Raw genomic sequence first — 20,567 nt, 5'->3', positions numbered from 1 at the left:
GAAAGGGCCCCGATCCATCAGGATCGGGGCCCTTTCGCGGTGGCCTGGGATCAGCCGCGCAGGACGGCTCCCACCGCGTCCGAGGCGCGGGCGACGGCCGCGTCGCGGGCGGCGCTGGCCTCGTCTTCGGTGAGGGTGCGGTCGGTGGCGCGGAAGCGCAGGGCGTAGGTGAGGGACTTGCGGCCCTCACCGGCCTGGGCGCCCTCGTAGACGTCGAAGAGGGAGATGTCTTCGAGCAGGTCACCCGCGCCGGTGCGGAGGGCGTTCTCGACCGATACGGCGGGGACGGTCTTGTCGACGCTGACCGAGACGTCCTGCAGGACCGCGGGGAACGCGGAAACCACCGGGGTGGGGCGGATTTCGCGCAGCGGCAGGGCGTCGAGGTCGAGCTGGAAGGCGCAGGTGCGCGGGGGCAGACCGGAGCGCTCCAGCACGGCGGGGTGCAGTTCGCCGGCGTGACCGACGACGACGCCGTCCACCAGGAGCTCGGCGCAGCGGCCCGGGTGCCACGGCAGGAACTGTGCCGCACGGCGTTCGATCGTGAGGCCCGAGGCCTCGGCGATCGCGTCGACCAGGGCGAAGGTGTCCGACGCCTCGACCTGGCGGCCGGGGCCCCACGGGCCGCGCGGCTCGCGGCGGCCGGTGAGGACCGCGCCGACGCGGGTCGGCTGCTCGGGCAGGGAGTCCAGCAGGACCTGGATCTCGGCGTCGGTCGGGCGGCGGTCCACCGGGAGCGGGCCGACGGGCGCGGTCTGCTCGGTCGGCAGGGTGACCTGGCCGATCGCGTAGATGGCGAGATCACGCTGACCGCGGGAGATATTGCGGGCCGCGATCTCCAGCAGACCGGGCAGCAGGGTGGTCGACAGTTCCGCGCGCTCGACGTCGAGCGGGTTCAGCACCCGCAGCGTATTGCGGCGCGGGTCGTCGGCGTCCAGCGCCCAGGTGTCGAAGACACCGGCCTGCATGAAGACCGGGGCGGGCACCTCGACGCAGCCCTCGAACGCCAGCGCCTTGCTCACCGCGCGGCGGCGCAGCTGGGCGGCGGTCAGGCCGCGCCCGGCGGGGGCGGTGGGCAGCACCGACGGGATCTGGTCCAGACCCTCCAGGCGCAGCACCTCCTCCACCAGGTCGGCGGGCTGGGTGAGGTCGGGACGCCAGGACGGCGGGGTCACGATCAGCTGCGGGTGACCGGCCTCGCTGACGCCGACCTCGATGGCGCAGCCGACCTGCTGCAGGCGGCGGGTGGCCGCGCCGGGCGCGTAGTGCACGCCCGCGGTGCGGTCGGCCAGATCGATGTCCATGGTGATCGGCGCCGCGGCCGGGGTGGGCACGCGCACGTCGGTCAGCACGGATTCGACAGTGCCACCGGCGATCTCGGCCAGCAGGGTGGCGGCGCGGTCGAGGGCGGCGATATTGACCTCGGGGTCCACGATCCGTTCGAAGCGGCGGCTGGCCTCGGAGCCCAGCTTGTGCCGGCGCGCGGTGCGGGCCACGGCCACCGGGTTCCAGGTCGCGGCCTCGAGCAGGATGTCGGTGGAGGTGTCCGACACCTCGGTGCTCGCGCCGCCCATGATGCCGGCCAGCGAGATGACGCCGGACTCGTCGGCGATCACCACGTCCTCGGCGTCGAGGGTGCGCTCGGCCTCGTCGAGGGTGCGCAGGGTCTCGCCGGTATGGGCGCGGCGCACCACGAATCCGCCGCGCACCTTGGCGGCGTCGAACGCGTGCAGCGGCTGACCGAGCTCGAGCATCACGTAGTTGGTGACGTCCACGGCCGGGGAGATCGGGCGCACGCCCGACAGCAGCAGGCGGCGCTGCAGCCACCACGGGCTCACGGCCTTCGGGTCGATGCCGGTGACCCGGCGCACCGCGAAACGCGTGCAGCCCGACTCGGGTTCGATCTTCACCGGCCACGCCTGCGCCTCGGAGTCCGGCAGCAGCCGCACGGCCGGATCGCCGTACTCCAGGTCGAAGCCGCAGGCCAGCTCACGCGCCAGGCCGCGCGCGGAGAACGCGTAGCCGCGGTCGGGGGTGATGGCCAGCTCGATGATGGTGTCGCCCAGGCCCAGCAGCTCGTTGGCGTCCGCGCCGGGCTCGGCGGTGCCGGGCTCGAGCACCAGGATGCCGCTGTGGTCCTTGCCGATGCCGAGTTCGGCGACCGAGCAGATCATGCCATTGCTGGTGTGGCCGTAAGTCTTCCGCGACGAGATCTTGAATCCGCCGGGCAGCTCGCCGCCCGGCAGCACCACCACGACCAGGTCGCCGACGGCGAAGTTCCGTGCGCCGCAGACGATCTCCTGCAGCTCGGGGTTGCCGACGTCGACCTTGCAGAAGCGGATCGGCTTCTTGAACTCGGTCAGCTCGGTGATCTCGGCGACCCGGCCGACCACCAGCGGCTTGTCGATGTCACCGCCGATGGGCGCCAGATGGTCGACCTCTTCGACCTCGAGACCGACCCGGACGAACCCCGCGTCGAGCTCCTCGGCCGTCACCGACCACCCGGGGGTGGTCCGCTGCAGGATGTCCGTCAGCCAGGACTGAGCTACTCGCACTTGACGTTTCGCTTCCTCGTATCGGGGGTCAGGTCAGGACTGGATGCCGAACGGCAGCGTGAACCGCACATCGCCCTCGACGATGTCGCGCATGTCCGGCAGGCCGTTGCGGAACTGCAGGGTCCGCTCCAGGCCCATGCCGAACGCGAAGCCGCTGTACACCTCGGGGTCGATGCCGCTGGCGATGAGCACCTTCGGGTTCACCATGCCGCAGCCGCCCCACTCGACCCAGCCGGGGCCGCCCTTCTTGTCCTCGAACCACACGTCCACCTCGGCGGACGGCTCGGTGAAGGGGAAGAAGCTGGGCCGCATGCGGGTGGTGGTGTTCGGGCCGAACAGCGCCCGCGCGAAACCGTCCAGGGTGCCCTTGAGGTGGGCCATGGTCAGGCCCTTGTCGACGGCCAGGCCCTCGATCTGCGAGAACACCGGGGTGTGGGTGGCGTCCAGCTCGTCGGTGCGGAAGGTGCGGCCCGGGCACACCACGTAGATCGGCAGTTCGCGAGACAGCATGGTGCGCACCTGAACCGGCGAGGTGTGGGTGCGCAGCACCTGCCGCGAGCCCTCCGGCGCGATGTGGAAGGTGTCCTGCATGGTGCGGGCCGGATGGTCGGGCAGGAAGTTCAGCGCGTCGAAGTTGAAGTGCTCGGTCTCGACCTCGGGGCCTTCGGCGACCTCCCAGCCCATGGCCACGAACACGTCCGCGACCCGCTCGGACAGCACCGAGATGGGGTGGCGCGCGCCGACCGGGCGACGGTCGGCGGGCAGGGTCACGTCGATGGTCTCCGCGACCAGGACCGCCGCGTCGCGCTCGGCGAGCAGCTCGGCCTGGCGGGACTCGTAGGCCTGCGACACCCGGCCGCGCGCCACGTTCACCCGCTTGCCCGCGTCGGCCTTCTCCTCCTTGGGCAGCGTGCCCAGCGACCGCTGCGCCAGCGAGATCGGCGACTTGCCGCCCATGTACTCGGTCTTGGCCGTGGCCAGCTCGTCCAGGGTCGAGGCCGAGGCGAACGCCTTCTCCGCGGCTTCCGCGGCGGCGGAGAGCGACTCCTCGCTCAACGCGGCGGTCTGCTCGGCACTGTTGTCATCGGCCACGATGGTTCGTCACTCCCCAGGCTGGTTACGGGTCGGGCGGAAAGTCTTATCGGCAATCGGTACTGCCCACCCATTCTTGCTGGTCGCATCGTAAACCTTGTAATCAGCCCACCTCACCTGGATTTTCCCAGCTCGGGCCCACCCTTCGGCGTGGTGGTGACCACACCGGTGGTACCAATGGACTCGTGAAGTCCCGGCCCCTGACCTTGATCGACGACTCCGACCGCCTCATCGAGTACGCGGCGGCGATGGACCGCATGCAGCGGATGTGGGAGGAGCGCGTCGCCGACGAACGGCCCGACACGCTGTGGCTGCTGAGCCACGAACAGACCTTCACCATCGGCCGCCGCACCCCCGAGGCCCACCTGCCCGCCCCCGACACCGACATCCCGGTCTTCACCACCAACCGAGGCGGCCAGCTCACCTACCACGCCCCCGGCCAGCTGGTCGGCTATCTCATCGTGAAGCTGCGGCCCGGCGAGGGCGTCGTGGACCTGATCCGCGATGTCGAACAGCGCATCGTCGCCGCCCTGGCCGAACTCGGCATCCCGGCCGAGCGCCGGGTCACCCCGCCCGGCTCGGAACTGCTCACCGGTGTCTGGACCCGCGACACCGGCCGCAAGATCACCTCGATCGGTATGCGCGTGGGCCGCAATGTCTCCACCCACGGCTTCGCCCTGAATGTCACCGGCGATCTGACCCCGTGGAAGCTGGCCGTCGCGTGCGGGCTGCCCGATGTCGACATGACATCCGTGGAAAGGGAACTGGACGGCGAGCAGGCCCCGACGATGGAGCGCGTTGTCGCGACCATCGCCGGGGCCTTCGAGGCGAGCCCTACCCCGACGCCCCTGCCCTGACCGGAACCCGCCGGACCGGGGTGGAGGTCGCCGGCAGCAGCAGCGCCACGAACGCGCCCAGCGCCACGATGACCGAGCCGACCTTCACCGCCGGAATCAGGCCGTCGACGTAGTCCGCCGGGCTCAGATACGAGCCGTGCGAAGCGAACACCGAGGCCAGCACCGCGACACCCATGGCCACACCGACCTCGCGAATGGTGTTGTTGGCGCCCGAGGCCATGCCCTGATCCGCCGGTGACGCACCGGCCATGACGACGGTGGCCGTGGGTGCGAAGGTCAGGCCCATGCCCACGCCGCCGAGCACGAACGGCAGCACGAAGTGGCTGTAGGACACGTCCACGCTCGTGGTGAGAGCCATCCACAGCAGCGCCACCGACAGCAGCGCCTGGCCGATCGACACCAGCACCCGCGCGCCGACCCGGTCCACGATGAGTCCGGCCAGCGGGGCCACCACCATCGGGGCCATGGTCCACGGCAGCGTCCGCACCCCGGAGGCCAGCGGCGAATACCCCTGCACCACCTGGAAGTACTGGGCCAGCAGGAAGATCGAGCCGAAGGTGCCCAGCGAGAAGGTGAACGACACCACGTTGATGACGTAGCCGCGCTTGCGGAACAGGCGCAGCGGCAGCATCGGATCAGCGGTCCGGTGCTCCCAGAGCACGAACGCCGTGAGCGCGATCGCGCCGCCGATCAGCCCGGTCAGCACCTTGGCCGAGGTCCAGCCGTCGTCGGCGCCGTGGATGACGCCCCACACCACCGCGAGCACCCCGCCCGCCGACAGCAGCAGGCCGAGCAGGTCCAATCGCCGTGCGCCGCCGAAGGATTCGCCGAGCACGCGGGCCGCCAGCGGCACCGCGATCAGGCCGATCGGCACGTTCAGCCAGAAGATCCACTGCCAGTTCAGGCCGTCGACGACCGCGCCGCCGACCACCGGGCCCAGCGCGATACCCAGGCCGGAGATGCCGCCCCAGATGCCGATGGCGGCGCTGCGCATCTTCTCCGGCACCGCTGCGGACAGCAGGGTCAGCGACAGCGGCATGACGGCCGCGCCGCCGAAGCCCTGGGCCGCGCGGGCGGCGATGAGCATCCACGGTTCGGTGGCCAGCGCGCACGCGGCCGAGCCGAGGGTGAACAGGGCGATGCCGCCCAGGAAGACGCGGCGGCGGCCGAGCCGGTCGCCCAGCGCCGAGGCGGTGAGCAGCAGCGAGGCGAAGGCCAGCGTGTAGGCGTTGACGAACCACTGCAGGTCCGAGAGCGAGGCGTGCAGTTCGGTGCGGATCACCGGCAGCGCGTTGGTCACCACCAGGTTGTCGAGCGTGACCATGAACATCGGAATACCCACGGCGGCGAGGACGGCGGCGAGCGGGCGCTGCCGGGCCTGTTCGGCCACCTTGCCGGTGAGAGAGGAGGTTTCGAGTGTCTCAGTCATGTCCAATTCCCTTGTTGTAATCGACTGATAACTAGAGAGTATGCATCGGCTGATAACATGTCAACAGCGCAGGTGATTCCCGATGACGAGGAGGCTCGACAGCCATGACCAGGACCCGGATGACGGCGACCGAACGCAGCGCGGAGGTGCTCGCCGCAGCCACCACCGCCTTCGCCGAATCCGGTTACGCCGCAACGAAAACCGATGACATCGCGCGCCGCGCCGGGGTCTCGCAGCCCTACGTGATCCGGCTGTTCGGCACCAAACAGCAGCTCTTCCTGGCCGTGCTGGACCAGGTGTGCGAGCGCATCGCGGACATCTTCCGCGGCGGAGCCACGCTGGCGGCGCCGGACGCCTCCCCCAAGGACCGGCTCGACACCCTCGGCGACCACTTCGGCCAGCACTTCCTCACCGAAGCCGAGCTACCCCGCGTCTTCCTGCAGGGCATCGCGGCGGCGGGCGACCCGGCCATCGGCGCGAACATCCGCCGGCACTTCGGTGAGCTCTACACCCTCACCAAGGAGCTGACCGGCGCGACCACCTACGAAGTCCGCCGCTTCTTCGGCACCGGCATGCTGCTCATCGACCTGACCGCGCTGGGAGTCACCGGCGACGGCGCCGACGCGCCGCCGTGGGCCACCGAGATCCTCGAGAACCTCAGCGAAGACGGCATCTGACCGACCGGCGGCGGTGACGAGCGGCGGTCAGGCGTACCGGTGCGGCCGGTTCACCCCGCGTGCTGGACTCGCGAGCTCGAGTAGAGGCAGATCGCCGCGGCCGCGGCCAGATTCAGGCTCTCCGCGCGGCCATGGATCGGAATCCGCACCCGGTGGGTGGCGCGGGCGGCGATGGCCTTGTCCAGGCCGTGCGCCTCGTTGCCGAACAGCCAGGCGACCGGGCCACGCAGGATCTCGTCGGCGTCGTCGAGCTCGACCTCGCCCTTGGCGGTGGTGGCCAGGATCGCGATGCCCGCCGCCTCCAGCGCGTCGAGGGTGGCGTCGATATCGCGGGAGCGAGCCACGGGGACGTGGAAAAGGCTTCCGGCACAGGCGCGTACGCATTTGCCATTGTGCGGGTCCACCGAATCACCGGCCAGCACGACAGCATCCGCGCCGACGGCGTCGGCCACGCGGATGAGGGTGCCCGCGTTGCCCGGATCGGAGATCTCGACGGGCACGGCGAGCATGCGCGGGGCGGCGTCGAGGACCTCGCGCAGCGGCACATCCACCTGGCGGCACACCGCGACCAGGCCCGGCGGAGTCACGGTCTCCCCCAGCATCTCCGCGGCCCGGTCGGTGACCAGCGTGGTCCGCACCCCTTGGGCGGCGGCCCCGGCGACCAGCGCGTGCTCGCGTTCGGCGGCCTTCTCCGAGAAGAACAGCTCCTCGACCCGGCCGGTGTCCAGCGCCGCCTCGACCGAATTCGCGCCCTCGGCCAGGAACAGGCCGGTCTTGCGCCGGACCGGACTGCGGTGCAGCTTCACCGCCGACACGATCCGGGAGTTACGCCAGTCGATGGAATCAGCGCTCACGGCCACCTTGCCCCTCGGAGATACGCGGAGATACGAAAGAAACGAAAGAAACGAAACGACCCGCGGACCATGCGTCCGCGGGTCGTTTCGGCTATTGCTTTGTCACGCGGACCGAATCAGGCGGCCGGGGCGTTGACGTCGGCCGGCAGGGCAGCCTTGGCGGCGGCGACCAGCTGGGCGAAGGCCTCGGCGTCGGAGACGGCGAGCTCGGCCAGGATCTTGCGGTCCACCTCGATGCCGGCGGCCTTGAGGCCCTGCATGAAGCGGTTGTAGGTCATGTCGTTCAGACGCGCGGCGGCGTTGATACGAGTGATCCACAGCTGACGGAAGTCACCCTTGCGCGCCCGGCGGTCCCGGTAGGCGTAGGTGAGCGAGTGCAGCTGCTGTTCCTTGGCCTTGCGGTACAGGCGCGACCGCTGACCGCGGTAGCCCTTGGAGGCCTCGAGAACGGAACGGCGCTTCTTCTGAGCGTTGACGGCCCTTTTGACGCGTGCCACTTTTCAGTCCTTGATCGAATAGGGGGTGCGGCGATCGCACCCGGAGGTTGGTCGGTCGGCTCAGCCGGATTTACTTGGCGAGCAGCTTCTTGACGCGAGCGACGTCGGCCTTCGCGACGACCTCCACGCCGTCCAGACGACGAGTCCGGGTGGTCGGCTTGTGCTCGAGCAGGTGGCGACGGTTCGCCTGCTGACGCAGCAGCTTGCCGCTGCCCGACACCTTGAATCGCTTCGAGGCGCCGCTGTGGCTCTTCATCTTCGGCATGGATTCCTCATATCTGTCGTGCCGGAGGCGCGCGAGTACCACACGCCTCCGGAGCTTCTCGTTATTACTGCTGCGGGGTGGCCGATTCGGCAGCCGGGGCTGCGGTCTCGGCCGGGGCCGCCTCGGCGGGAGCCGGCGCGGGCGCACTGCTGCGCTGCTGCGTCGAGCTCGCGTCGTTCTGGGCCTTCACCCGCGTCTTCGCGCCCTTGTGCGGCGCGAGGACCATGGTCATGTTTCGGCCGTCCTGCTTGGCCGAGGTTTCGACGAATCCGAGGTCGGCGACGTCGGCGGCCAGTCGCTGCAGGAGCCGGAACCCGAGTTCGGGGCGCGACTGCTCGCGACCACGGAACATGATGGTGACCTTGACCTTCGACCCGGCCTCCAGGAAGCGCATCACGTGGCCGCGCTTGGTGGCGTAGTCGTGGTCATCGATCTTCGGGCGGAGCTTCTGCTCCTTGATCACGGTCTGGACCTGGTTCTTCCGGGACTCACGCGCCTTCTGCGCGGTCTCGTACTTGAACTTGCCGTAGTCCATGATCTTGCACACCGGCGGGCGTGCATCGGGCGCGACCTCGACCAGGTCGAGGTCAGCTTCCTGAGCGACGCGTAGTGCATCTTCAACACGCACGATCCCAACCTGCTCGCCGCCGGGTCCGATGAGTCGGACCTCGGGAACGCGGATGCGATCGTTGATGCGGGTCTCAGTGCTGATGGGGCCTCCTAGGTCAAGCGGTTCGTCAACGACCGCAAGCAATAACTGCAACCCCAATTTCAACACGAAAGCCCCGCTCCGGTATTTCACCGGCACGGGGCCCGAGTCGACCGATCCGCGACGCGAACAGCTCGCATCGCACCGCACGCAGGAAAAACCCACGCGCAGAACCCATCACGCAAATGATGGGCGACCGGACCGTTCAACCTCGCGCTGTCAGCGCTGGTTGACGGTGGGAGTCGGGCTCCACTTGATGCCCCGAGTCGGTTACAGGAACCAGTCCAGGGCGGTCGTCGCGGAAGAGTCTAACACTCATAGCGGTGAGCTCCGAATCGGCCGCCCCCGCGACCAGCGCCGACCCGCGCGATGGCATCCTCTAGACCATGAGCGAGGCTACCTTGGACGACGATTCCGCCCTCATCGACGGCGAGGTCGTGCGCGAACTGGCCGAGATCCCCGCGGTCGAGGTCATCAGCCGCGCCGCCGTCATGCTGATGAGCTCCGCGGCCGAGAAGCTCGGCCTCGGCGAACCCGATCCGGCCGCCAGCCCCCACCTGGACCTGGACGAGGCACGTCGCGTCATCACCGCGCTCGCCGGTCTGGTCACCGCGTCGGTCGAGTACCTCGGCCCGCACGCCGGTCCGATCCGCGACGGCCTGCAGTCGCTGCAGCGCGCGTTCCGCGAATCCTCGGAGTTCCCGGACGCGCCGGGCGCGGGCCCGGGCGAGAAGTACACCGGCCCGGTGTACTGACGGTCGTCCGCCACCGATCTGCCGAAGCGGCCCGCCCCGAGATTGTCCGGGGCGGGCCGTTTTTCGTGCGTGTGGGCTCTACCCGCGCGGGCCGATGCCCTCGAGGAGGGTGGCGACGACGGCCGCGGGCTCGACCGCGGGCGGTGACATGCCGGGCAGCACGGCATCGAGGACCCGGTCGTGACAGATGCCGACCAGGACGGACGCCGCGGCGGCGGGGTCGGCGTCAGCGGCCAGGCGGCCCAGTCGCCGCTCCCCGGCCAGATAGTCCTCGAGCAGGACCCGCCAGTCGGGCTGATCGCTCGGCAGTTCGGCGAAGCGATCGAGTACGGCCGGAGCGGACAGCAGGCCCGCGAAGACCGGCAGGACCGCGCGGTGCAGGTCGAGGCCCGCACTCAGATATATGCGGAGGTTCTCCGCGACGGTCGCCTCCCCCGGGGCGGGCAGCGAGCCGAGGGCGCGGTGCGCGGCGTCGACGTGCGCGCGGACCGCGGCGGCGAGCAGGGCGTCCTTGTCCGGGAAGTGGTTGTAGAGGACGCCGTCGGCCACCCCGGCCGCGCGCGCGATGGCGCGCACGGTGAGGGTGGCGGCCGAGCCGTCGGCGAGCAGGCGCTGCGCGGTGTCGACGAGGTGATCGCGGAGGGTGCGGGCATCGTCGGTGGCGCGCAGCGCCGCGGCCTTGCGGGGGGACATGTCTGGTTACGGTAGCGGGGTCGCGGCCGTGACAAGCCAGGCCGACCCGCGCAGCACGATGCCGCCCGGGGTGGCGTAGGGAATCAGGGCCCCGGAGATCGCCTGGCGGACTTGGTCGTCGGTGGCGAACCCGGCCAGGGAGCGGTGGTAGCGGACCGGGCCCCAGCCCATGATGAAGTCGGTGGCGTCGGCGATGTCGGCGCCCCAGATCCCCTCGGCCTCGCGGTATTCGACGCCGATCTCGCGGAAACCGGCGGCGGACAACAGGTCCCGGATGCGGCCGGGCTCGGAGCATGGCCCCTCGGCGGGGCCGACCGCGAAATCGCCGAGATGGGCCGCGGCGGCGCCGAATACGGCGCCCAGGTCGGTGCCCGCGAGCGGGGTCATGGCGGCGAAGGCCAGCCGGCCCCCGGGGCGCAGGGCGCGCGCGATATTGGCGAAGGCCGCCACGGGATCGGTGAAGAACATGATGCCGAAGCGGCTCAGCGCGGCGTCGTAGGCGGCGTCGGGGAAGGGATGGATCTGGGCGTCGCCCTGTTCGAAGCCGACATTGCGGACGGCTTCGGCGGCGGCCCGTTCGCGGGCGCGGGCGAGCATCGGGCCGGAGAGGTCGATGCCGGTCGCGGAGCCGGTGCCGGCGCGGCGGGCGGCGGCGCGGGTCAATTGGCCGTTACCGCAGCCGATATCGAGGACACGGTGGCCGTCGGCGATGCGGGCGGCGGTCAGCAGGGGTTCGTCGAAGCCGTGGTTGACGGCGTCGTAGCGGTCGTAGTGGCCGGCCCAGTGTTCGCCTTCGTAGCCGTTCCAGGCTTCGGACTGGGCGGTATTCACGATCTCGGTCATGCTCGACTCCTATTATGAACGTGTGTTCATGAACGCTCGTTCATATTGCGCGCGGCCGGCGGAACGTGTCAATACCCGCCCCGGGTAACGATTTCCGCCGAATATTCAGCGCCCATTCGGCAAACAGCCAGCGACGGAAGGGCACCCACGGAATCGGACGCTCGGGCTTGCCGCGATCTCCGCCGGATTGTTAACGCTCGGCCGGACATGCGACATAGCTGGTTGCGGGCTGATCGCCTGCGCGGCTGGATGATCGAAACAGCGTGGCGACATCGAGCGGGTGCTGGTTGGATGCCGGAGTATCGCACCGATCGGCGCGAGCGCGGGCGACGTCCTGCATACTACGACGGGCAGCGGCAAGGCTGCCCTCACTACGAGATCGAATGGACTTCGGGGGTTGTACATGAATGACCTGATATCCCAAGGGAACCGCACGTCCGGCAGCCGGATTCGGCGCGGCGTGCTCCCGATCATGATCGCCGCGGCCGCGACCGCCGCGCTGGTGGCCGGCTGCACCTCGTCCAGCAGCTCGGACAGCAAGGCCACCACCTCGCAGGCGGCCCCGCCGTCGCAGCTGCCCGACGGCGCGCAGATCGTCGCCGAATCGGCCAAGACCACCCAGACCCTGCAGTCGGTGCACGTGGTGCTGGATGTGCAGAACCTGCCCACGCTGTCGGTCAAGAGCATCAAGGCCGACGTCACCAACCAGCCGCAGGGCCAGGGCCAGGCCATCGGTGACGCCGAGGTGAAGGTCAAGGAGGGCGCCGACTTCACCAAGACCAAGTTCATGGTCGTCGACAAGACCCTCTACACCGGCGACGGCTCCAAGTACGCTCCCGTCGGCCCGGCCGAGAAGATCTACGACCCGGGCGTCCTGCTCGACAAGGACAAGGGTCTGGCCTACGCCATCTCGCAGGTGAAGAACGCCAAGGCCGAGGGCCGCGAGAAGATCGACGGCGTCGACACCGTGAAGGTCAGCGGCACCATCTCCGCCGACGTCATGGACCCGGTCGTCCCGCAGATCGGCAAGGACGGCGGCGAGTTCCCGATCACCCTGTACATCAAGGACGTCGCGCCGCCGAGCGGTACGGGCACCACCCTGCCCTCGAACGCCGCCTCGCCGGGCACCGGCCCGAACCTGGTGCGCGCCATCGTGACCAAGGACGCGGGCACGGTCACCGTGACCCTGTCCGACTGGGCGAAGCCGGTGCACGTCACCAAGCCCGGCGGATAGACACGCGCCCGTCTGTCCTGTGAGTTGGGAGCCGGTTCGGGGAACGAGCTACGGCGGCAACGACTGTCGCCCGCCTGCCCCGGCCGGCTTCCGCGTTTTCCGGACACAATTTTCCGGCAACTGTTAACAAAAGCCCACTTAAGAGATTGTTCAGTGAATTGCAAGCCGCAACGCCGACGATTCCATTCGTAAGTTCGAACGCGGTGTGTGCGTGTGGAGGAAAGCTATGACGATCGAACGGCCCGAGGCCGAGGCGACGATCGAACGGCAGGCGCCAGCAGATGAATTCCGCCGGCCCCCGCTCGACGGCCCGCCGCCGATTTCCAACGTCTGGGTCTACGACGGGAAAGCCTACGACCTCTCCGACTGGATTTCCAAGCATCCGGGCGGCGAGTTCTTCATCGGCCGCACCAAGAACCGCGACATCACCTCGATTGTCGGTTCGTACCACAAGAATCCGGAAGCCATCGGCAAGATTCTGAAGAAGTACGCGCTCGACCGCGACGCCCTGCCCGAGGACATCCACCCCAAGGCCAACGCGCCCGCGTTCCTGTTCAACGAGGGTTTCGACAGCTGGCGCGATACCCCGAAGTTCAGCTTCGACAACAAGGACGACCTGCTGCACAAGGTGAAGGCGCGGCTCAAGGAACCCGAGCTGGCCGCCCGGATCCGGCGCATGGACACCTATTTCAATATCGTGGTCGCCATTCTCGCGGTGGCGTACTTCGCGGTGCAGGGCCTGCGGTTGTTCGAGCGGTCCTGGATGCCGTTGCCGGTCTTCGTGATCGCCATGGTGCTGCTGCGCAGCTCGCTGGCCGGATTCGGGCACTACGCCATCCACCGCGCCCAGAAGGGCATGAACAAGATCTACACGAACGCCTTCGACTTCAATTACGTCGCACTGGCTTTCGTGACCGCGGACGGCCACGCCCTGCTGCACCACCCGCACACCCAGAGTGAAGTCGACATCAAGAAGAACGTCTTCACCATGATGATGCGGATCCCGCGCCTGTACCGGGTGCCGATCCACACCCTGCACAAGTTCGGCCACACCGTCACCGGTATGACCTTCCGCCTGCTCGATGTCTGCCGGCTCACCCGCAAGGTGGGCATCAAGGACATGTACGGCACCTGGGGCGGGGCGTTGCCGCACTTCATCGGATCCTTCGGCGCGCGGTTCCTGCTGCTGGGCGAGCTCATCGCCTTCACCGTGATGGGCGACTTCTGGGCCTGGGCCCTGCAATTCGTGATCACCCTGTGGGTCTCCACCTTCCTGGTGGTGGCCAGCCACGACTTCGAGGTCGAGACCGAGGAGCTCGAGCACAACAGCGAGGACTGGGGCGTCGACCAGATCGAGCAGGCCTACGACCTGAAGGTGGTCGGCAACCGCTACCTGGACTGCTTCCTGTCCGCGGGCCTCAGCTCGCACCGCGTCCATCACGTCCTGCCCTACCAGCGCAGCGGTTTCGCCAATATCGCCACCGAGGACGTGCTGCGCGAGGAGTCGGCGAAGTTCGGTGTGGAATGGCTGCCCGCCAAGAGCTTCTTCACCGACCGCTTCCCCAAGCAGATCCGCACCTACATCCTCGCGCCGTCCGACGACGCGGTGGAGCGCAAGTGGGGGTTCGTCAAGGAGCACTTCTCACCGCTCGCCCTGAAGACCTGTGTCGTCTACACCGCGCAGGGCTTCACCGGAATCGGCACGGTCTGAACCGATTCCGACCACCGCGGCGCGCCGGAACATGCGCCGGCCGCACCGCGGGTTCCACCAAAGAATACGAGGGGAGTCATTCGTGTCCATCACCATCGACGAAGGAGCCGCCCGGTTCGCGGGAGGCGAACCCGGCTACGACTTCGCGCCCACCCCGCTGCCGCCGGCCCCGCCGACCACCGTCGGCGTGATCGAGTCCATCGCCACCGGCGCGCCCGCGCAGATCTTCGCGCAGGCCGACGCCGCCGCCCAGGTCGCCGGACTGTTCACCGACCCGGCCCAGCAGGCCCGGATCCCGCGGATCTACCAGAAGACCCGGGTCACCACCCGCCACCTCGCGGTGAACCCGATCGACCCCGAATTCCTGTCCTACAGCCGGGAATCGGGCACCATCCGCGACCGCATGAACACCTTCTACGACCACGCGGTGCCGCTGGCCGTGGACGTGGCCGGCCGCGCCGTGGCCCACCTCGAGGACCCGGCCGCCGAGATCGGCATGCTGGTCTTCGCCACCAGCACCGGGTTCATCGCGCCCGGCGTGGACGTGGCCGTGGTCAAGCAGCTGGGCCTGTCCCCCACCGTCAACCGGGTCATCGTGAATTTCATGGGCTGCGCCGCGGCCATGAACTCCGTGCGCGCCGCGACGGATTACGTGCGGGCGCACCCGGACAAGAAGGCGCTGGTCATCTGCATCGAGCTGAGCTCGGTCAACGCCGTGTTCGACGACAATGTCAACGACGTCATCATCCACAGCCTCTTCGGCGACGGCTGCGGCGCGGTGGTCATCGGCGCCCGGCAGGCGCACCAGCAGCTCCCGGCCGGGTCCATCGTCATCCGCGACAGCTTCAGCTACCTGTTCGACGACGCCGAGGACGGAATCGTGCTGGGCGTCAACGACAACGGCATCACCTGCGAGCTGTCGGAGAACCTGCCGCAGTACATCCTGCGCGGCGTGGACCCGGTGGTGACCGAGGTGCTCGCGCGCCAGGGCCTCAGCAAGGCCGACATCGATCTATGGGCGATCCACCCGGGCGGCCCCAAGATCATCGAGGAGTCGGTGCGTTCGCTCGGCCTCGGCTCCGAACAGGCCGCCACCAGCTGGGACGTCCTCGCCGAATACGGCAACATGCTCAGCGTCTCGCTGATCTTCGTCCTCGAGCAGATGGTCGCGCAGTCCACGACCGCGCCGATCTCGACGGGCGTGGCGTTCTCCTTCGCGCCCGGCGTCACCCTCGAGGGCGTCGTGTTCGACGTCATCCGTTCCTGACCAGCCCGACCCAGTCGTCCAGAGAGCCCAGCAGTCATGCAACTCATCAGATTCCTCATCTCCATCTCGTGGATGCGGATCGCCGGCGTCATCGCCTCCGGTCTCGTCTGCGGTGCGGCCAATACCTACCTGGTGACATTGATTCGGGGAGTGGTGTCACCGGAACCGCACCCGGGCGTCACCGTCCAGGCCTTCATCGCGACCGCCCTGGTCATCCTGATCAGCGGCGTGATCTCGCAGGTGCTGCTGATCCGGCTGGCGCAGGACGCCATCTACCGGCTGCGCGCGGACCTGAGCTCGCGCATCGTGTCCGCGCCGCTGGAACACCTGGAACGGCTGGGCCAGCACCGGCTGATCGCTACCCTCACCGAGGACGTGCGGGCGCTGTCGCAGGCGGTGACGGCCATTCCGAGCATCTGCATCGACCTGGCCACCATCGTGGGCTGCTTCGTGTTCCTCGCGGTCGTGTCCGGGCCGATCTTCGCCACCACGGTGGCGGGCACGCTGCTCGGAATCGCCTGTGTGGAACTGGTTCTCAAGCGGGTGCGGGCGCTGTACCAGTCGGCGCGCGAGAACGAGGACGGGCTGCTGCGCTCCTTCCAGGCGGTATCGCTGGGCATCAAGGAGCTCAAGCTGCACCGCGGCCGGCGGCGCGACTTCATGGACAAGCACCTGCTCGGCTCCGCGGAGACGCTGCGGGCGCAGAACATCGACGCCGGGTCGAAATTCACCGTGGCCCAAGGGTTCGGGCAGCTGCTGCAGCTGGCCACCATGGCGCTGATCCTGTTCGGGCTGGCGCGGGCGCTGGACCTGCCGCAGAACGTGATGGTCGGCTACGTGCTGGTCACCACGTTCCTGGCGATGCCGATGCAGAACTTCATGCACCGCATCCCGGACCTGCTGCGCGGCGATGTGGCGCTGGCCAAGATCCGGTCGCTCAACCTGTCCATCCAGACCGCGCACGACGAGTCGACACTGCCCTACACCGACCGACCGGCGGTCACGTCGGCGCGGCTGGAGCTCAATGACGTCAGCTACAACTATCTGACCGAGGCCCCGCCCGCGTTCCCGCCGCCGCCCGGCAGCGGACCCCATCCCGGCGGCGGTGCGCGACCGCATCCCGGTGATGGCGGTGGACGGCCGGGAGCGCCGGGAGCACCCGTGGGCGGACGGCCCGGACCGCATCCGGGCGGACGCCCCGCCGGCCCGCCACCGGGCCACGGCTCGCAGGGCGTCGACCGGCCGGATGTCAACGGGCACAGGTTCGTCGGCCACGGCGGACGCGAACGGCCCGTGCCGATGGGCGGCCCGCTGGGCCCGCCGCAGGCCGACGGCTCCGGCTTCCATCTGGGACCGCTGGACCTGACCTTCGAACCCGGCCAGATCAGCTTCATCGTGGGCGGCAACGGCAGTGGCAAATCCACCCTGGCCAAACTGATCACGGGCCTCTACGTCCCGCAGCACGGCCACCTGTCGCTCAACGGCGAGGCCGTCGATCACGAGAACATCGAGTGGTTCCGGCAGAACAGCTCGGCCGTCTTCACCGACTTCCATCTGTTCGAGGATTACCTCGGCTTCGGCGAAGGCGTGGACGACGAGGTCCGGAAGTACTTGAAGGAACTGCAGATCGACCACAAGGTCACCGTGGAGAACGGCCGGCTGTCCACGATCGCGCTGTCCCAGGGGCAACGCAAGCGGCTGGCATTGCTGACCGCGCTGCTCGAGGACCGCCCGATCTACCTGTTCGACGAGTGGGCCGCCGATCAGGAGCCGAAGTTCCGTGACGTGTTCTACCGCGAGATCCTGGTCTCGCTGAAGAACCGCGGCAAGACCGTCATCGTCATCACCCACGACGACCGGTACTTCGACTGCGCCGACCAGCTCATCAAACTCGACTTCGGCCGCATCGCCGAGGTCAAGGAGCTCAGCGCGCCGGTCGCCGCCGAATAGGACCGAACGACGAAGCCCCGCACCGAATCCGGTGCGGGGCTTCGTCGTTCCGGGCGGTGGGCGTCAGCGCAACGCGGCGGCCTTGCGGCGGGCGGCCGCCGCCTTCTTGGTGGCCGCGGCCTGGGCCTCGGTCTTCGGGGCGGCCTTCTTCGCGGGAGCCTTCTTGGCCGCCGCCTTCTTCGCGGGCTTGGGTTCGGCGAGCGCCGGCGGCTGGGCCGCGAGCACATGCTTCAGGAACTGGCCGGTGTAGCTGTCCGCCACGGCCGCAACGTCTTCCGGGGTGCCCTGGGCGATGACCGTGCCGCCGCCCGAACCACCCTCGGGTCCCATGTCGATGACCCAGTCCGAGGTCTTGATGACATCGAGGTTGTGCTCGATGACGATCACCGTGTTGCCCTTGTCGACCAGGCCGTTGATCACGGTCAGCAGTTTGCGGATGTCCTCGAAGTGCAGGCCCGTGGTGGGTTCGTCGAGGATGTAGATGGTGCGGCCGGTGGAGCGCTTCTGGAGTTCGGCGGCCAGCTTCACGCGCTGCGCCTCACCACCGGACAGCGTCGGGGCCGACTGGCCCAGGCGGACATAGCCGAGACCGACGTCCACCAGGGTCTTGAGATAGCGGTGGATGGAGGTCACCGGTTCGAAGAAGTCCGCGGCCTCCTCGATCGGCATGTCCAGCACCTCGGCGATGGTCTTGCCCTTGTAGTGGACTTCCAGGGTTTCGCGGTTGTACCGCGCGCCGTGGCAGACCTCGCACGGAACGTACACGTCCGGCAGGAAGTTCATCTCGATCTTCAGGGTGCCGTCGCCCGAGCACGCCTCGCAGCGGCCGCCCTTGACATTGAAGGAGAATCGGCCCGGCTGATAGCCGCGCACCTTGGCCTCGGTGGTGGCCGCGAACAGGGTGCGGATCTTGTCGAAGACACCGGTGTAGGTGGCCGGATTCGAGCGCGGGGTGCGGCCGATCGGCGACTGGTCCACCTGCACCAGCTTGTCCAGGTGGTCGAGGCCGTTGACCCGGGTGTGGCGGCCCGGCACCTGCCGCGCGCCGTTCAGCTTGTTCTGCAGCACGGTCGCGAGAATGTCGTTGACCAGTGTCGACTTACCCGAGCCGGAGACGCCGGTGATCGAGGTGAGCACACCCAGCGGGAAGTTCACGTCGATGTTCTGGAGGTTGTGCTCGGTCGCGCCGACGACGGTGAGCTGCTTGCGCTTGTCGATCGGCCGCCGCACCAGCGGCACCTCGATGCTCTCCCGGCCGGAAAGGTATGCGCCGGTGAGGGAATCCTTGTCCCGCAACAAGCCCTCGTACGGACCCGAGTACACCACCTGACCGCCGTGCTCGCCGGCCAGTGGGCCGATGTCGACCACCCAGTCCGAGGCGTGGATGGTGTCCTCGTCGTGCTCGACCACGATCAGGGTGTTGCCGAGACTCTTGAGGCGCGTGAGGGTTTCGATCAGGCGGCGATTGTCGCGCTGATGCAGGCCGATGGACGGCTCGTCGAGCACGTACAGCACGCCCACCAGGCCCGAACCGATCTGGGTGGCCAGCCGGATGCGCTGCGCCTCACCGCCGGAGAGGGTGGCGGCGGCGCGCGAGAGCGTCAGGTACTGCAGGCCGACATCGAGCAGGAAGCCCAGGCGCGCCTGGATCTCCTTGATCACCTGCGCGGCGATCGCGGCTTGGCGGTCGTCGAGGGTGAGCGAGTTCAGGAAGGTGGCGGCATCGCCGATCGACAGATCCGAGATGTCGGCGATGGAGCGGCGCTCGGCGCCCGCCGACAGCGTGACCGCCAGGATCTCCGGCCGCAGGCGCGCGCCGGCGCACACCGGGCACGGGATGTCGCGCATGTAGCCGTCGTAGTGCTCCTTCATCGCCTCCGATTCGGTGGCGTCCATGCGCCGCTGCAGGAACGGCATCACACCCTCGAAATCGGCGTAATACGAACGCTTGCGGCCGTAGCGGTTGGTGTAGGAGACGTGCACCTGCTCGGAGCTGCCCTCCAGCACCGCCTTACGGGCCTTGAGCGGCAGCTGACTCCACGGCGTGTCCATGGAGAAGCCGATGGCCTCGGCCAGACCCGACAGCAGACGGGTGAAATACTCGGCGGTCTGCCCGCGCGACCACGGCGCGATCGCGCCCTCGGCCAGGCTCAGATCCGGGTCCGGCACAACGAGATCCGGGTCGACCTCCTTGCGGATGCCCAGACCGGTGCAATCCGGGCAGGCGCCGTAGGGCGAGTTGAAGGAGAACGACCGCGGTTCCAGATCCTCGATATCGAGCGGGTGCCCGTTCGGGCAGGCCAGCCGCTCGGAGAAGCGCCGCTCCCGGTCGTGGGCGTGCTCGTCGCGGTCCACGAAGTCCAGCACCACGATGCCGTCGGCCAGCCGCAGCGCGGTCTCGATCGAATCGGTCAGGCGCTGTTTGGAACTCGGCTTCACGGCGAGGCGGTCCACGACCACCTCGACATCGTGCTTCTCCTGCTTCTTCAGCTTGGGCGGATCGGTCAGCGGATGCACCACGCCGTCGACCCGGACCCGCGAATAGCCCTGCGAGTTCAGCGACTCGAACAGGTCCACGAACTCACCCTTGCGGGTGCGCACCACCGGCGCGAGCACCTGGAACTTGGTGCCCTCCGGCATGGCCAGCACCTGATCCACGATCTGCTGCGGGCTCTGCTTGGCGATCAGGTGACCGCAGACCGGGCAGTGCGGGGTGCCCGCGCGTGCGAACAGCAGACGCAGATAGTCGTAGACCTCGGTGATGGTGCCGACCGTGGACCGCGGGTTGCGGTTGGTCGACTTCTGGTCGATGGACACCGCCGGGGACAGGCCCTCGATGAAGTCCACGTCCGGCTTGTCCATCTGACCGAGGAACTGCCGGGCGTACGCGGACAGCGACTCCACGTAGCGGCGCTGTCCCTCGGCGAAGATGGTGTCGAAGGCCAGCGAGGACTTTCCGGACCCGGACAGACCAGTGAAAACGATGAGGCTGTCGCGAGGTAGGTCGAGATCGACCCCTTTGAGGTTGTGCTCCCGCGCTCCGCGCACCGTCAGGCGATCCGCCACCTGGCCATCCTTCCAACGTTCCGGCATCCAGACATACCCCCGACGCCATGCTAGGGGCACCCACCGACAAGTGTGGATACGCGGGTTGAAACGCTGGTCACAGTGTGTTTATTGCG

General features: G+C 68.7%; 17 protein-coding genes. 7 read left to right on the top strand and 10 right to left on the bottom strand.

Annotated elements, in window-relative coordinates; genetic code table 11:
* Nucleotides 1-50: 50 nt before the first annotated feature.
* Nucleotides 51-2,552 (bottom strand): phenylalanine--tRNA ligase subunit beta, encoded by a 2,502-nt coding sequence (gene pheT, locus ACWELJ_RS11035; RefSeq protein WP_452366003.1) that lies wholly within the window; start codon nt 2,550-2,552, stop codon nt 51-53.
* A gap of 33 nt (nt 2,553-2,585) precedes the next feature.
* A complete protein-coding gene (gene pheS / locus ACWELJ_RS11030; RefSeq protein ID WP_452366002.1) occupies nt 2,586-3,644 on the bottom strand; it encodes a phenylalanine--tRNA ligase subunit alpha in 1,059 nt (352 codons plus the stop codon).
* 185 nt (nt 3,645-3,829) lie between these two features.
* On the opposite strand from pheS, the gene lipB reads away from it, so the two are divergent.
* A complete protein-coding gene (gene lipB / locus ACWELJ_RS11025) occupies nt 3,830-4,501 on the top strand; it encodes a lipoyl(octanoyl) transferase LipB (protein WP_452366001.1) in 672 nt (223 codons plus the stop codon).
* On the opposite strand, the gene ACWELJ_RS11020 is transcribed toward lipB, so the two are convergent.
* Nucleotides 4,479-5,930 carry an MFS transporter gene (locus tag ACWELJ_RS11020; protein ID WP_452366000.1) on the bottom strand — a complete coding sequence of 484 codons (1,452 nt, stop codon included), beginning with the start codon at nt 5,928-5,930 and terminating at the stop codon, nt 4,479-4,481. The genes lipB and ACWELJ_RS11020 overlap by 23 nt on opposite strands.
* A gap of 104 nt (nt 5,931-6,034) precedes the next feature.
* Between ACWELJ_RS11020 and ACWELJ_RS11015 the strand changes: the two genes are divergently transcribed.
* The gene (locus tag ACWELJ_RS11015) at nt 6,035-6,607 is read left to right on the top strand and encodes a TetR/AcrR family transcriptional regulator (RefSeq protein ID WP_452365999.1); all 573 of its coding nucleotides are present in this window, start codon (nt 6,035-6,037) and stop codon (nt 6,605-6,607) included.
* A gap of 50 nt (nt 6,608-6,657) precedes the next feature.
* Here ACWELJ_RS11015 and ACWELJ_RS11010 read toward each other — a convergent pair whose 3' ends face one another.
* The 4 genes from ACWELJ_RS11010 to infC form a co-directional block, all read right to left on the bottom strand.
* The gene (locus ACWELJ_RS11010) at nt 6,658-7,461 is read right to left on the bottom strand and encodes a TrmH family RNA methyltransferase (protein WP_452365998.1); all 804 of its coding nucleotides are present in this window, start codon (nt 7,459-7,461) and stop codon (nt 6,658-6,660) included.
* A 116-nt stretch (nt 7,462-7,577) separates the two neighbouring features.
* Nucleotides 7,578-7,958, bottom strand: a complete 381-nt coding sequence (gene rplT, locus ACWELJ_RS11005) for a 50S ribosomal protein L20 (RefSeq protein ID WP_040807291.1) — start codon at nt 7,956-7,958, stop codon at nt 7,578-7,580.
* 70 nt (nt 7,959-8,028) lie between these two features.
* Nucleotides 8,029-8,223, bottom strand: coding sequence for a 50S ribosomal protein L35 (gene rpmI, locus ACWELJ_RS11000; protein WP_033090982.1), 195 nt, complete (start codon nt 8,221-8,223; stop codon nt 8,029-8,031).
* A gap of 64 nt (nt 8,224-8,287) precedes the next feature.
* The gene (infC, locus tag ACWELJ_RS10995; protein WP_357286021.1) at nt 8,288-8,986 is read right to left on the bottom strand and encodes a translation initiation factor IF-3; all 699 of its coding nucleotides are present in this window, start codon (nt 8,984-8,986) and stop codon (nt 8,288-8,290) included.
* Nucleotides 8,987-9,318: 332 nt separating this feature from the next.
* Between infC and ACWELJ_RS10990 the strand changes: the two genes are divergently transcribed.
* Complete coding sequence (locus tag ACWELJ_RS10990; RefSeq protein WP_452365997.1) at nt 9,319-9,687, top strand: DUF1844 domain-containing protein; 369 nt, start codon at nt 9,319-9,321, stop codon at nt 9,685-9,687.
* 78 nt (nt 9,688-9,765) lie between these two features.
* On the opposite strand, the gene ACWELJ_RS10985 is transcribed toward ACWELJ_RS10990, so the two are convergent.
* Both ACWELJ_RS10985 and ACWELJ_RS10980 read right to left on the bottom strand, forming a co-directional pair.
* Nucleotides 9,766-10,380 (bottom strand): TetR/AcrR family transcriptional regulator, encoded by a 615-nt coding sequence (locus tag ACWELJ_RS10985; protein WP_452365996.1) that lies wholly within the window; start codon nt 10,378-10,380, stop codon nt 9,766-9,768.
* Nucleotides 10,381-10,386: 6 nt separating this feature from the next.
* On the bottom strand, nt 10,387-11,223 hold the full coding sequence (locus tag ACWELJ_RS10980) for a class I SAM-dependent methyltransferase (protein WP_452365995.1): 837 nt from the start codon (nt 11,221-11,223) through the stop codon (nt 10,387-10,389).
* A 403-nt stretch (nt 11,224-11,626) separates the two neighbouring features.
* Here ACWELJ_RS10980 and ACWELJ_RS10975 point away from each other — a divergent pair, with 403 nt between their 5' ends.
* From ACWELJ_RS10975 to ACWELJ_RS10960, 4 genes are all read left to right on the top strand, one after another.
* Nucleotides 11,627-12,457 (top strand): LppX_LprAFG lipoprotein, encoded by an 831-nt coding sequence (locus ACWELJ_RS10975; protein ID WP_452365994.1) that lies wholly within the window; start codon nt 11,627-11,629, stop codon nt 12,455-12,457.
* Between the two features lie 319 nt (nt 12,458-12,776).
* Complete coding sequence (locus tag ACWELJ_RS10970; RefSeq protein ID WP_379106974.1) at nt 12,777-14,168, top strand: fatty acid desaturase; 1,392 nt, start codon at nt 12,777-12,779, stop codon at nt 14,166-14,168.
* An 82-nt stretch (nt 14,169-14,250) separates the two neighbouring features.
* Entirely contained in the window at nt 14,251-15,435 is a 1,185-nt protein-coding gene (locus ACWELJ_RS10965) for a type III polyketide synthase (protein WP_452365993.1), read from the top strand.
* Between the two features lie 36 nt (nt 15,436-15,471).
* Entirely contained in the window at nt 15,472-17,385 is a 1,914-nt protein-coding gene (locus ACWELJ_RS10960; protein WP_452365992.1) for an ATP-binding cassette domain-containing protein, read from the top strand.
* Nucleotides 17,386-17,448: 63 nt separating this feature from the next.
* Here the strand turns inward: ACWELJ_RS10960 and uvrA are convergent, their stop codons facing one another.
* Complete coding sequence (gene uvrA, locus ACWELJ_RS10955) at nt 17,449-20,451, bottom strand: excinuclease ABC subunit UvrA (RefSeq protein WP_452365991.1); 3,003 nt, start codon at nt 20,449-20,451, stop codon at nt 17,449-17,451.
* Between the last annotated feature and the right edge of the window lie 116 nt (nt 20,452-20,567).

This window comes from Nocardia sp. NPDC004582 (assembly GCF_053602115.1).
Note: the sequence above shows the minus strand (reverse complement) of the source record. Positions and strands in the feature narration are given on the sequence as shown.

Coding starts and splice junctions, on each gene's coding strand:
- ACWELJ_RS10985 (WP_452365996.1), bottom strand. CDS start 10,380: ATGTCCCCCCGCAAGGCCGCGGCGCTGCGCGCCACCGACGATGCCCGC.
- ACWELJ_RS11015 (WP_452365999.1), top strand. CDS start 6,035: ATGACCAGGACCCGGATGACGGCGACCGAACGCAGCGCGGAGGTGCTC.
- ACWELJ_RS10980 (WP_452365995.1), bottom strand. CDS start 11,223: ATGACCGAGATCGTGAATACCGCCCAGTCCGAAGCCTGGAACGGCTAC.
- ACWELJ_RS10990 (WP_452365997.1), top strand. CDS start 9,319: ATGAGCGAGGCTACCTTGGACGACGATTCCGCCCTCATCGACGGCGAG.
- ACWELJ_RS11020 (WP_452366000.1), bottom strand. CDS start 5,930: ATGACTGAGACACTCGAAACCTCCTCTCTCACCGGCAAGGTGGCCGAA.
- ACWELJ_RS10960 (WP_452365992.1), top strand. CDS start 15,472: ATGCAACTCATCAGATTCCTCATCTCCATCTCGTGGATGCGGATCGCC.
- rpmI (WP_033090982.1), bottom strand. CDS start 8,223: ATGCCGAAGATGAAGAGCCACAGCGGCGCCTCGAAGCGATTCAAGGTG.
- ACWELJ_RS10975 (WP_452365994.1), top strand. CDS start 11,627: ATGAATGACCTGATATCCCAAGGGAACCGCACGTCCGGCAGCCGGATT.